The sequence below is a fragment of the Paraburkholderia caledonica genome, from assembly GCF_000383275.1.
Lineage (GTDB): Bacteria > Pseudomonadota > Gammaproteobacteria > Burkholderiales > Burkholderiaceae > Paraburkholderia > Paraburkholderia caledonica.
The window spans coordinates 93619-106066 of sequence record NZ_KB911037.1 but is presented as its reverse complement, the minus strand read 5'-3'; the positions used below and the strand labels follow the sequence as shown (position 1 = coordinate 106066).

The window sequence follows — 12448 nt, the reverse complement described above, 5'->3', positions numbered from 1 at the left end:
CCTACTCATTGCATGTGAATTGAATGGTTCGCACCGGACCGCGTTTATACACGATGCCCAAAAAATCCGGCCAGCGCGCGAGCCTGCCCTTCAATCATGCGCTTGCCGCCAATCGTCGTCACGCCTTGCGATTGCGCGGCGCGCATCAGCGCGGTCACGTCGGGTTTCGGCACGATGTCGAAAAGTACATGCTGCGCGTTCATACCCGCGATGTCGACGGGTAATGCGTCGTCAGGCTTCATTCCGAGCGGCGTCGCGTTGACAACGAGGTCGTGGTCGTCGAAGGTCGGTTCGGACACTCGACATACGCACGACGGTGCGGCGTTTACAACCGCCTCAACGACCTGCCGGACGCGTTCGCCGTCGATATCGCTCAACTCAATCTCGCGCACGCCGCTTTGCGCGAGTGCGATTGCGATCGCGCGTCCGGCGCCGCCCGCACCGACCAGCAGCACGCGCTTGCCGGCCGGCGGATGACCGGCATCATCTAGCGCGCGCACAAGCCCGGCGCCGTCGAACATGTCGCCTTCCCAACGATTATCGGGCAGGCGGCGCATCGCGTTCAATGCGCCCGCCGCTTGCGCGCCAGGCAACACATGGCTGACGAGCGACATCGCATCGACCTTGAACGGCACAGTGATGACGATACCGCGCAGATTACCGATCGCCATCAGCGAGCGCATCGTCTCACCAAAGCGGTCGCGCGAAACGTGCATCGGTATTAGCAGCGCGTCGATCTGCGCCTGCGCGAACAGCGCATTGACTACCTGCGGCGAACGCACCTGCGAAACCGGATCGCCGACGATCGCGTACAGCGCCGTCGCGCCGGTCACCGGGATGAAGGAGGCCGTGTTCATACGACGCGCTGGGTCTGCGTGCCCAGCCCTTCGACGCTCAGGCGAACCGTGTCGCCACGCTTCAGATAGCGCTCCGGTTTCATGCCGAGGCCAACGCCGGGCGGCGTGCCCGTCGTAATGAGATCGCCCGGCATCAACACGACGAACTGGCTCACGTACGACACGATGGTACGGATCGAAAAGATCATGTCGCTCGTGTCGCTGTTCTGCACGCGCTCACCGTTCACCTCGAGCCAGAGCGGCAGTTTCTGCGGATCGGGGATTTCTTCGGCAGTGACGAGATACGGACCGATCGGACCGAACGACGGTGCGCATTTTCCCTTCACCCACTGGCCGCCGCGTTCAAGCTGGAATGCGCGCTCTGAAACGTCGTTGCACACGCAATAACCGAACACGTACGATAGCGCGTCGGCCTCGCTGACGTAATGCGCGCGTTTGCCGATCACAAAGGCGAGTTCGACTTCCCAATCGGTTTTTTCAGAGCCACGCGGCAAGACGATGTCGTCGTCCGGACCGACGATACAGCTTGGCGCCTTATTGAACAGAATCGGTTCCTCCGGCAGCGGCGCATTGGTCTCTTTCGCATGCTCGACGTAGTTAAGACCGATCGCGAGAAAGTTGCCTGGCTGCGCAATGCACGGACCGAAACGTGTGCCCTTCGGTACTTCGGGCAGCGTGGTCAGATCGAGGTTGGCGAGCCTGCTTTCGAGGCCGGCCGCGATCGTTGCGGGATCGATGTCGGCGATCACGGCAGACAGATCACGATGCGTTCCGTTCCTGTCGACGACACCGGGTTTTTCCGCACCTACGGGACCAAAACGAAACAGTTTCATGCGATTTCCTTGTGTTGAACATCAGCGCGAGGCGCTGAGGCTGTATTGCAGTTGATAGTTGCCGCGCGCGATCGCGCCGACGCCGGCTTGACGCAATGAATCGTCGGCCAGTTCACGTTCGGCGAGTGAATCGAGTGTCGCTTCGTCAGCGGCTTCGATCAGCAGTACACCGTCGATCTGTGCATCGGGCGTGCCGCGCAATTCGAGCTCGCGCGTCGGCTTCGTTTCGCGCTGCACGCCGTCGAGCAGATGCGCGCCGACCAGGGCGGTACGTGCCGGCAAATCGTCGAGTATCCGAATCAGCGTGCTGATCGCCTTATCACGCGCGACAGACGGAAACGCAAAGCGGATTGTCTGCATCCACGCGCCCTCGCCGATACCTCGTGTGTGCGCGACGCGGCACATTGTTCGCGACGTGTCGACGAAGGTGGCGACTACCCTGGCGGTCCACGGCGTCGGATGATCGAGCCGGTCCCGATAGACCGGCGATTCGAGCACCCCGAGCGACTCGGTTTCGTAGAAGTTGAAATAACGAGGCGAGCCGCGACTCGCGACGTAGCGGCGGCCGCGCAGAAAACCCGGCAGACCGACACGCTCGGGGATATGTTCCGACACATGCCATGCGAGAAATTCCGCGTCGCCGCCCGGTGCGATGCCGTTCCAGAATGCGAGCGCTGCGTTACCAAGCATCACGACGAATGCCCTCCTGTTGTGATTGCGCGGACTCGTCGTCTTGCGCGCCCGCATGTTCGATCGGGATGCCGCGTGTTTCGCGGGTTGCCAGATAGATAATCAGTACGCCCAGCACATCGCCGAGCAGCGTGTAGAAGAACATCCCTTTCGGCAACGCAACCTTGAAATAGTCGAGCGAGGCCAGCACGATGAACGGCGCAATGCCCCCGCCGATCACGCCGATGTTGTACATCAGCCCGACGCCGGTTGCGCGCACGTTCGACGGCAGATTCTCGGCGAGGATCGTCGGATAAATGCCGGATGCGCCGACGATCCAGAAGCCCGACAGGAACGCGAACGTGCAGCCGAGCGCGATCGAGACCGGTGCGAGATTCACGAGCGCGAACACGCAACAGCAGCCGATCGCGAGCATCATCGCAATTGCATTCTTGCGGCCGACGCGTTCGGCGATAAAGCCCGAACAGAAGAACCCGCAGATCTGTCCGATCGCACCCGCGCTGGTGATCATGCTCACCGACGCCGGCGGCATATGCAGTTCGCGCAGATACGTCGCGAGCAGACCCTGCAGCGGCCACGAGCCGAATTGCAGCAGGAATTGCACGAGGCTCAGCACGAGCACGAGCTTGAGATGCTCGCGAAACAGCGTAGCGGCGGGCGATTTGCGCTTCGACACGAGACCTTTCTCGCGCGCCTTCAGCCACACCGGCGATTCCGGCACGAAACGCCAGATATACAATCCCACGAGCAGGCCCGGAATGATTCCCGCAAAAAACAGCGGACGCCAGCCGAAGTGCGGATAGATCAAACCGTAAAGCGTCGCCGCGAGCACGCTGCCAAAACCCCAGCCGGTATCGAGAATGCCGATACCGATCGCGCGATATTTCTCCGGCCAGACCTCGGCGATCATCGTCGAACCGAGCGTAAGGATCGGTGCCATGCCGAAACCGAGTAACAGCCGGAACGCGAACACCGCCGTGAAACTCCAGGCGAGGCCAGTGAACGCTGCGCCCGCCGTGAACCACACGAGCGCGATCAGCATGGGAATCTTGCGGCCGATACGATCGCTCAGATTTCCGAACAGCATACCGCCGAGCCAGCGCACGCCAAAGGTCGCGAGAATCAGCAGCGACGCAGTGTGCAACGTGACATCGAAGGTCTTCGCGATGTCGATCAGCACGAAAGTGATCAGCAGAAAGTCGACGGCGTCGAGCGCCCAAAGGCACCACGCGCCCGCGAGCGTCAGCCATTGCGCGCGGTTGATTTCCTGATACCAGCGCCGCTTTGCGGGCGCCGTTGCCGGTTGGTTCACGTTTGTCTCCTTGATTTGTCTATTAGTGGTTCAGCAACGCTTTGACTTTCGGGTGCATCGGCAACGGCTCGTTTCGGAGCCGCGCCTGCAAACCGAGCGAGCGATCGGAAAAGACTTCAGCGGGCATCGTTTTCAGATCGGGCGACACGTCGATCTCGAACGGAATGCGGTCGAGCACATCTTTTTGCAGGTCGATACCCGGTGCGATTTCCATCAACGTCAAGCCATCGCTCGAGAGCGAAAAGACGGCCCGTTCGGTGACGTAGAGCACGGTCTGCCCACCCTCGCGCGCGTTTTTCGAGCTGAACGATATCTGCGCGAGCGACTCGACGAACTTCGAATGACGCCCTTCCGCGACGATTCTCAATTCGCCGCTCTCGACTGCAACCTTCAGACCGCCCGCGGTAAACGAGCCGCCGAACACCATCTTCTTCGCGTTCTGGCTAATGTTGATGAAGCCGCCGACACCGACCAGGCGATCGGCGAAACGCGTGATATTGACGTTACCGGTATGGTCGATTTCGACGCAGGACAGGAATGCGATGTCGATGCCACCGCCGTCATAGAAGTCGAATTGATACGGTTGATCGACGATTGCCGCATAGTTGCGTGCCGCGCCCGCGTCGAGTCCGTTAGCAGGCGCACCACCCGTCAGGCCTTGTTCGTTGGTCAGGGTGACGAGATCCAGAACGTCTTCGCGCGCGGCAACCAGACCGATACCCGTACACACGCCCGAGCCGATATTGCAGACGGCGCCGCGCCGCAATTCCAGTGCGGCGCGCCGCGCGATTACGCCGCGTTCGTCGAGTGGTAGCTCAGGGAACGTTGTGAGCGGCGTCTTCAGTTCGCCAGCAAAGGAAGGATCGTAAAAGGTCTGGTATGTCTGCATCTGGTTCGGTTCAACGACGACGAAATCCACCAGATTGCCGGGAATCTTCACGCTTTTCGCGGGCAGCATGCCGCGCTTCGCAAGCCGCTTGACCTGCACGATCACCACGCCGCCGCAGCGCCGCACCGCTTGCGCCATCGACAGCATTTCGCCAAAGATTGCCTCGTGTTCGTGCGAAATGTTGCCGTCCTCGTCGGCAGTCGTGCCGCGCAGCAACGCCACATCCGGTCTGAACGACTTGTAGAACAGCCACTCGCGCCCATCGCGTTCGACCAGCTCAACCAGGTCTTCAGTTGCAATCGAACTTTGCTTGCCGCCCTGATGACGCGGATCGACGAATGTATTCAACCCGACATGGGTTGTCAGACCCGGCCGCCCACCCGCGATTTCGCGGATCAGTTGCGAGAGCACGCCCTGCGGCAACGTGTACGCCTCGATGCGATTGGCCATGGCGAGTTTCGCGATCGGCGGTGCGTCAACGATAGTCCCGCACACCACGCGCTTGAGCAGCCCCTCATGCGCGAAGTGACTCGCACCCAGCTCATCGCCGCGATTACCGAGACCCACCGGGTGAATCGCCGTGATCTTGCGCGGTGCCCCCTCTTCCTTGAAGCGTCGCTCGATTGCTGCGAGCAGTGCCTCGGGAACCGCCATGCCCGAGCCGGAGCCCGTGATCAGTACCGTGTCGCCATCGCCAATCAATCGTGCGGCCTGATCCGCCGTACCCAGTTGCATGCTCGTCTCCGCTCTAATGTTGGAAATGTTTTCCAGAAAGTTTTTTCAGGTTACGACAGGGAATGGGATTCGTCAACGTTTCGGCGCGTTTAGACCGGGGCAACATGGTCCGGACAAACCCTGGCAAAAATCCGCTTGCTTTCCGGTCCGTAGACCGCCCTATAATTCTTGGAAATTTTTTCTGGAAGAGTTTTCCAGTTTTCGCTGACGCTGAACTACATCTGCGTTTTCAGCCGGACACCTCACCTCGCGACAACCATAGTCAGGAGTTGGAGAGACATGAAAAAGCACGCGATGACCGCTGCCTTGACGTTGCTGTGCGCGTCTTACGCACATGCGCAAAGCTCGGTGACGCTGTATGGGGTGATCGACGAAGGACTGCAGTTCGTCAACAACAACAAGAACGTGGTGAATGGCCACAACGTCGGTGGACGGCAATGGACGCTCGACTCGACGAATGGCATCAACGGCAGCCGCTGGGGCTTAAGAGGAGCGGAAGATCTGGGTGGGGGACTGGCCGCTATCTTTACGTTGGAGTCGGGTGTGAACCTGAACAATGGCGCGCTCGGACAAGGCGGTGCCGAGTTTGGCCGGCAAGCCTTCGTCGGAATTTCTAGTGCTACGCTCGGCGCTATAACGCTCGGCCGTCAATACGACTCGATCTTCTGGTACGTGCAGCCCGTGACAACGCTTGGCTACCTCGGCAGTGCCGCCTTCGCTCATCCCGGCGACCTCGACAACACGAACAACTCCCTGCGTCTGAACAATACGATCCGCTATGCCAGCGCCAACTATCGCGGCCTGACCTTCGGTGGCGAATTGAGCCTTGGGGGACAGGCGGGCAACATCACTGCGGGCAGCGGATACAACGCGGGTGTCGCATACACGAACGGCCCGCTCGCGCTCGGCGCAGCCTACGAGTACTTCAAGAATCCGACCGGCGCAACAGGCAGTACCGGCTTCTTCACCGGAAATCCGAATGGCGCGACTCAGTTGAGCGGTGTGCTGAACAGCGGTTATGTGAGCGCGACGTCGTACCAGGTCATCGCCGCAGGCGCGACATACAGGATCGGCAACGCGATCATGAATATCGGCTACTCGAATGTCGAGTACGGGAACATTACGGCACTCCGGGGCAACAGCGCGAAGTTCAACACTGCTGAAGCTGGCATCAAATATCAGTGCACCCCCGCTTTCTCCGCTGGACTTGGCTACACGTACACAAAGGGCAACGCGGTCGACAACGGTGCGGGCGGCACCGTCGGCAACCAGCACTTCAATCAGTTGGCGGCGCTTGCGGACTATTTCGTGTCGAGACGAACCGACTTCTACGCGGAAGCGTCTGTCCAGAAGGCGTCCGGCGTATCGTCGACCGGGGGCGCTGCGGTCGCGAACATCGGCAATCTGGGCGACTCATCGACGCCGCACCAGGTCGCGGTCAGGCTTGCGATGCGACATCGATTCTGATCATCGTCGCATCAGTACACCGTCGCGCCGTCGCTGGTCGCCGCCGCGGAAAACCGCGACGATGATTCGGCTCACATCAAAGCAAACGATGCAGTAGCTCAGCGACTTTCGATTCCAGAATGTTTATCTCCCATTGAATGATGATGCAAACAATCGACCATGCTGGACAACGCAATCAAAGAGTTGGTCTTCGGTGGGGCATACTCGGTGCAGCCACGATTGCGGATTCGGTGATCATGCCCTCGATCCAGCGGATTGGCAGTCGCATCACCATTGTCGCTAGCAGAGACATTGAAAAAGCCACGCTTCTTGCTCGTAAGCATGCGGTCAATCACGTGACCGCGAAGTATGAAGACGTCCTTTCGCATCCTGAGGTGGACGCAGTGTATGTCCCGGTTCCAAACGCGTTGCATTTCCCGTGGACCGTTGCAGCACTTCAGGCTGGAAAACATGTTCTTTGCGAAAAGCCGATCTGCATGAATGCCTCAGAGGTACGACGGCTGATTGAAGAACGTGATCGCAGCGGCCTGGTCTGCGCGGAGGCGATCATGATGGTCCATCACCCGCAGTGGGAGAGCGTTCGTCAGGCAATCTGCTCTGGTGAGATCGGTGATCTTCGGCAAGTGGGAGGCGCCTTCACATACTTTCGCGCGGACCCTGCATCGATTCGCAATAACCTGTCTCTTGGCGGTGGAAGCCTCCGCGATGTCGGCATGTACCCAATCGTGGGGACGGCATTCGCAACCGGTCGGGATCCAGTCGGAGCACAAGGCGATTTGAGCTTCAGTGCGACGTCAGGAACCGATATCGCTTCGGACTGTGTTATTGATTTCGGCGACTTCAAGCTTCGGTCGTTCTGTAGCACGCTAGTGGGCCGGAGGCAGTCGATGCTCTTCCATGGAGAGAAAGGCTGGATCGAAATGACAGCACCATTCACCACAAATAACTACCACGACGCGAGCGTGATAAAGCATATCGATGGAGACGATCAGCTACACGTCGAACATTACGGTAGAACGCTAGAACAGTATGAACGGATGTTGCTTGATTTTGAAAAGTCCGTTGAGACTGGCACACCGGTGGCGTATCCGCTGGAACGCTCGCTTATTGTTCAAGGTCAGCTTGACGCTTTATTACAGTAAAAAATCACACAAGCGCGAGCAGATCATGTTGGAGGCGAGGCACGCTGTCGAGGCATTGGAAGTGCCTTTCGCAAAGTACTGGCAACCTGCGGTCGTCACGCGGACGGTAGGATAATCGTTGGAGAACCGGAGGGGATTTTCAGTTCCTGCGACATCGGTCACTTTGGATTTTGTTAAATTAACAACGGAATTTTCAACAATCTTGGGTCTTGTGTCGAATGCCCTGAACTAGCCGACTATCGCCGGATGGGACGGCAATCGTCGGACGTAGCAACCGACGCTCTGACGGTCAGATGCTTTGTCATTGGCACGCAAGCCAGTTCCAGTCCACGCGAGCTACGGTAGGTCGATATGGAATCTCCCGCCCAACCACAACGGCGATAGAACGCCGCTGCGTTTAGCGTTGCATCGAGACGCATTGCGGCAACGCCATGAACGCCGGCCAACGCCTCGAGAAATTGCAGCATCTTGCGCCCAATGCCGAGTCCCATATGAGATGGCCTCACAAAGATTGCGTCGACTTGCCCGTTTCCGACCGTAAGCATTCCTGTGCCAACGACTAGTTCTTCATCGATGGCAACGTAAAAGTCGTTTTCGACAACGCTAGCCCATTTATCGGTGGGCGTGCCATCGACCCACTCAGAAAGGGTCGCCTCGGGGTAATACTCGGCGCACGCGGCATGCACCGAGGTTTTGCGGATATCCCAAGCGTCGCAGACGTCATGGCGATTCGCTTTTCGTATCGTCAGCATGCCACGCCCCTCGGCTCGAACAAACGAGTCGACATGCGGGCATAGCCCTGATAGACGGCACCACGTATTGTGTAATGCATGCAATCACTCCTATCTGCGCCAATGGCATTCGGAGCGAGGAAAAAGACTCGGCCCCGTCATGACTGGCGGGGCCGTTGAGGAAGTCTATATGTGATGTAAGAACGTCACGATTCCCACGACTCGCCGTCGGGCGTCATGGTGCACATCATCGTTTCGAGCGTGTCGGAGTTCATGCAGACATATTGCATCTGTAAAAGATCACAGTCAACGGGGATCGCCGATTCTCACCAATGTGAACGGCCGACGCCAATGCCTCAGAAACGGCCGCACCTACCCCACAGTCGTGCGCGGCGATCGCACCAGGTGTGCATCGTGGCTTTTTCTGTAGCGGACGCCGGTCGAATTGTTGACGAAAAATTTCTGATTAACCATACTTCTCCGCCCTTTCAATGGGAGGACAACGTGACGAGCGTTCACATCGATGCACTACCAAGTGCAATGTCAACGGCACGCCTGAAACTTGTGCCGGCATGTGAGCAGTTCACCCATGAGTTGCGGGCATACACCGTTGAAAATCGCGCTCACCTGCAGCCTTGGGAACCGCTCCGAGCCGAAAGCTTTTTCGAAACTGAATCAGTTCGGCGACGGCTGTCGATGATGGCGCACAACAACGACTCAGGGGTCGCGGTGCATCTACTTCTAATTGCGCCAGGAACCGGCGAAATGGTGGGCGATTGCAATTTCACCAACATTGTGCGCGGTCCCTTTCAGGCATGTCATCTTGGATTTTCGCTTGCAAAGCGGTTTGAAGGACAAGGGCTGATGCGCGAAGCATTGACCTCAGCGATTACCTATATCTTCGACGAAATCAGATTGCACAGAATAATGGCCAACTTCAGGCCTGAAAATGCTCGCAGCGAACGGCTATTGAAACGTCTAGGCTTTGAGCGCGAAGGCCTGGCGCGGTCCTATCTACGGATCAATGGGGTATGGGCCGACCACGTGCTCACGTCGCTAATCAATCAGACTCCAGAACGTTGAACTATCCTTGCAGCCTTCATTCCGAATTTTCTATCTCCGCAGTCCGAACCCGCTTTCCCATTTCAAAGGCGCGAACCTCATAGCCAAGTTCCCGGTACAGGCTGACCGCCTGTTGGTTGAACTCCCAAACGGCTAGTCTGATGTCAGTGGCACCCTGCTTCCGCGCCCACTCTTCGGCGAGCTTGATAAGAGAACTGCCGACCCCGCGTCCTCTAATTTGTTCTGAAACTGCGACGGACCCGATACGCCCAACGACCATCGGCTGCAACAGCGGGCTCATCGGCTTCACCACCTGAATCGTAATGAAGCCGACAGTTTTGCTACCAAGCTCTGCAAGGAACGTCGCTCGATCTTCTCCCTGGAGGCTGGAAAGCCAATGCGGCTCGTCGCGGCTGAATTCTGCGGTGGCATCTGCGTAGATGTCGGGGCGTGCTGAGTGATGGCTCGCATTCAGAATTTGACCCAATTCGCAGATTGTCAAAACGTCTTCGATGGTTGCACGTCGATAGCTTATCGGGTTGGTCACCGTCAACTCTTGGGGGAGAAATACGATAAGGACGTCAGACACTCCACGCCGCGTTTTGCAAGACGAGCCGATAGCCGTCGGGATCCTCGAATGTCCGTCCCGACACGTCCCAATATGGATTGAACGACTTTACGCGAACAAATCCATTTTCGACAAGACGATTGCCCATTGCACTCCACTCTTGTCGATCCGGTACGTAAAACACGAGCAAGTCCTCAATCGTTGGTCGAGGCAGCACGGGGTGTTCGCCGCAATGGGTGAACTCAAAATGATAGTCCATGCCTGGACTTCCAAGCATCACTCCGTCGAAGCCCTGATGGTCCTGAAACCTCGCGAGCACGGCCAGGTCAAGCCCTACGCAATACATGCGTTCGGTACGGACAAGATCGCAAACGGGCCGAGCGACTCTAAGATGCATCTTCATCGAACAGGTCTTATGGATATGGTTGCAGAGGCATCAAAAATCGGCTTGCGATACCAGGCGAGCGAGCGGCCGGAGTTAGCCCGAAGCCAGTCGGTTACCCTAGCTCTTAATTCGCAGGGTCATGGTAATGTCGTCGATTGAGCGTCCGGAAATACGAAATCTGTCATCGCGTCGTCCAATTTCAACAAACCCAAAGTATCGATAAAGGCTGATCGCAGCGTGGTTATCGCTGAACACAGACAGGTCGATCCATTCAATGTGGTTACGTGTCGCGAATTCTATGGCTTCCAGCATCAACTTTCGCCCAAGGCCTCTGCGATAAAAGCCCTCCTCGACGCCGATACCAAGAGTGGCGCGATGTTTCTCCGACGGTATGCTGGATCCGTTCAAGTCAAGATGTGCGATGAAGCGTGCATCGGGGCCTTTAACCGCCCACACCCTCATCCATGTTGGCTGAGGCAAAGGTATTGAGAGGCGATCTTCGAAGCGAGCGCGACGCTCGGGTGATTCGAAATCAGCGGCTTCCAAAGGCGAAAAAAATGGCCGGCCGTCGCGTCCCGATTCGGCGATCTGCCGGGTTAGATGCTCTGCCCAACGCTTGAAGTCAACAGGCGTTAGGGCAACGGTCGTCAGCATTTTCACCACCTCGAATGATTAAGACAGGAGGATTGTCGCCGATGTTGGCAGTCACGCGGAATGACTGTTCATGGTCAAACTTTACCAGGTACCGTCGGGCCTAAAATTAATCTGGATGGACTCAACGCGCTGTTGCATTGCCCGGCTCCTGACACAAGCTGGCTAATCGCCCTTGTTGCCGAAAACCCATCGCCTTGTATATTGCTCCGGCATGGCTGCTTTCGTCTGCGACCATGACGAGCCGGTCAGACCGTCCGGCGACCCGCCTGATAACCTCGGTCACCAAGGTTCTGCAAACATTCCGGTTTCGATGCTGTGCCCCTGTAATAACGGACTGGAAACGCCCAATGCCGTCAAGAAAGAACAGGCCAAGGCTTCCTACCTGCTCATTATCGATAAAGGCTCCCCACCAGTTTCCGCGACCACGTTCAATCAGGCTCCTGTAAGCCCTCTGTTGATGCGCCATGTAACGTTGTGAGCTAATGCTCGTTGGGTTTGGCGTGTGGGCGAGTTGCATTCGGGACCAATCGTCCCAGTCGCGCTGCATGGTAAAAGGGCGCACGTTGACCAATGGGTTGGTCGCAACCGGAATGATCTCATCCGGATGGGCCACCAGCACCCGGCAGACAGTCGCGTCGTAGCCTTGTTCCACGAATGCGTCGAAGGTCACTTCGCTGTCGGCGCTTTCCGGCCACATAAACGTGCGGTGTGCAATCAGCGGTGGTGTCCCGACGAGGTCGCCGAAGTCATGCTCCAGCAATTCCAGGTCCCTTGCTGAGGGTCGCTGCCGCAGAACAAGCATGTTGCCGAAAAAGTATTCGGGCGCGTCCGGTGTGCGGACGACGATATAGTCATCCCGTGACTCGACCACCCCGATATCGGTGTGCAGCAATAGGTCAGTAGCGAGACCAAGGTTACCGGCAAAGTGTCGCATTTCTAGCATCGTTGACAACGAACGGGAATCGTTCCTTCGATTTTATGCGGATTGATCGTTTAGCCAATTGGATCACAACGTGCTGGCGGCCTCGTCGAAATCCAGCCGCATAAGATGAGATTGTCAGCGATCCAGCCGGTCGTGTCGATCGGCCGAAATTAGTCGATCTTTGCCGACTCACAAGACATC

General features: G+C 57.7%; 13 protein-coding genes. 3 read left to right on the top strand and 10 right to left on the bottom strand.

Annotation, left to right across the window (positions count from 1 at the left end; translation table 11 throughout):
- Window positions 1-44: 44 nt before the first annotated feature.
- From H281_RS34610 to H281_RS0113060, 5 genes are read right to left on the bottom strand one after another with little or no spacing between them, the layout of a single operon-like run.
- Window positions 45-857: a shikimate dehydrogenase family protein gene (locus H281_RS34610; RefSeq protein ID WP_020067561.1), complete on the bottom strand. Its 813-nt coding sequence runs from the start codon at window positions 855-857 to the stop codon at window positions 45-47.
- A complete protein-coding gene (locus H281_RS0113075; RefSeq protein WP_020067560.1) occupies window positions 854-1690 on the bottom strand; it encodes a fumarylacetoacetate hydrolase family protein in 837 nt (278 codons plus the stop codon). The genes H281_RS34610 and H281_RS0113075 overlap by 4 nt, the downstream gene beginning before the upstream one ends.
- Window positions 1691-1711: 21 nt before the next feature.
- A complete protein-coding gene (locus tag H281_RS0113070; RefSeq protein WP_027804555.1) occupies window positions 1712-2383 on the bottom strand; it encodes a DUF4286 family protein in 672 nt (223 codons plus the stop codon).
- A complete protein-coding gene (locus H281_RS0113065; protein WP_020067558.1) occupies window positions 2370-3692 on the bottom strand; it encodes an MFS transporter in 1323 nt (440 codons plus the stop codon). Before H281_RS0113065 ends, H281_RS0113070 begins: the two co-directional genes overlap by 14 nt.
- Window positions 3693-3714: 22 nt before the next feature.
- On the bottom strand, window positions 3715-5316 hold the full coding sequence (locus H281_RS0113060; protein ID WP_020067557.1) for an acyl CoA:acetate/3-ketoacid CoA transferase: 1602 nt from the start codon (window positions 5314-5316) through the stop codon (window positions 3715-3717).
- Window positions 5317-5595: 279 nt separating this feature from the next.
- Here H281_RS0113060 and H281_RS0113055 point away from each other — a divergent pair, with 279 nt between their 5' ends.
- Both H281_RS0113055 and H281_RS0113050 read left to right on the top strand, forming a co-directional pair.
- Window positions 5596-6783: a porin gene (locus tag H281_RS0113055; protein ID WP_020067556.1), complete on the top strand. Its 1188-nt coding sequence runs from the start codon at window positions 5596-5598 to the stop codon at window positions 6781-6783.
- Window positions 6784-6926: 143 nt separating this feature from the next.
- Window positions 6927-7925 carry a Gfo/Idh/MocA family protein gene (locus H281_RS0113050; protein ID WP_020067555.1) on the top strand — a complete coding sequence of 333 codons (999 nt, stop codon included), beginning with the start codon at window positions 6927-6929 and terminating at the stop codon, window positions 7923-7925.
- A 236-nt stretch (window positions 7926-8161) separates the two neighbouring features.
- Here H281_RS0113050 and H281_RS34605 read toward each other — a convergent pair whose 3' ends face one another.
- Window positions 8162-8677 (bottom strand): GNAT family N-acetyltransferase, encoded by a 516-nt coding sequence (locus H281_RS34605; protein WP_020067554.1) that lies wholly within the window; start codon window positions 8675-8677, stop codon window positions 8162-8164.
- Between the two features lie 483 nt (window positions 8678-9160).
- Between H281_RS34605 and H281_RS0113035 the strand changes: the two genes are divergently transcribed.
- Window positions 9161-9739, top strand: a complete 579-nt coding sequence (locus tag H281_RS0113035) for a GNAT family N-acetyltransferase (RefSeq protein ID WP_027804553.1) — start codon at window positions 9161-9163, stop codon at window positions 9737-9739.
- 16 nt (window positions 9740-9755) lie between these two features.
- Here H281_RS0113035 and H281_RS0113030 read toward each other — a convergent pair whose 3' ends face one another.
- The 4 genes from H281_RS0113030 to H281_RS0113015 form a co-directional block, all read right to left on the bottom strand.
- Entirely contained in the window at window positions 9756-10265 is a 510-nt protein-coding gene (locus H281_RS0113030) for a GNAT family N-acetyltransferase (protein WP_027804552.1), read from the bottom strand.
- A 34-nt stretch (window positions 10266-10299) separates the two neighbouring features.
- Complete coding sequence (locus tag H281_RS37275) at window positions 10300-10683, bottom strand: VOC family protein (RefSeq protein ID WP_408423065.1); 384 nt, start codon at window positions 10681-10683, stop codon at window positions 10300-10302.
- A gap of 105 nt (window positions 10684-10788) precedes the next feature.
- The gene (locus H281_RS0113020; RefSeq protein ID WP_020067550.1) at window positions 10789-11325 is read right to left on the bottom strand and encodes a GNAT family N-acetyltransferase; all 537 of its coding nucleotides are present in this window, start codon (window positions 11323-11325) and stop codon (window positions 10789-10791) included.
- A 121-nt stretch (window positions 11326-11446) separates the two neighbouring features.
- On the bottom strand, window positions 11447-12259 hold the full coding sequence (locus H281_RS0113015; protein ID WP_027804549.1) for a GNAT family N-acetyltransferase: 813 nt from the start codon (window positions 12257-12259) through the stop codon (window positions 11447-11449).
- Window positions 12260-12448: the final 189 nt, after the last annotated feature.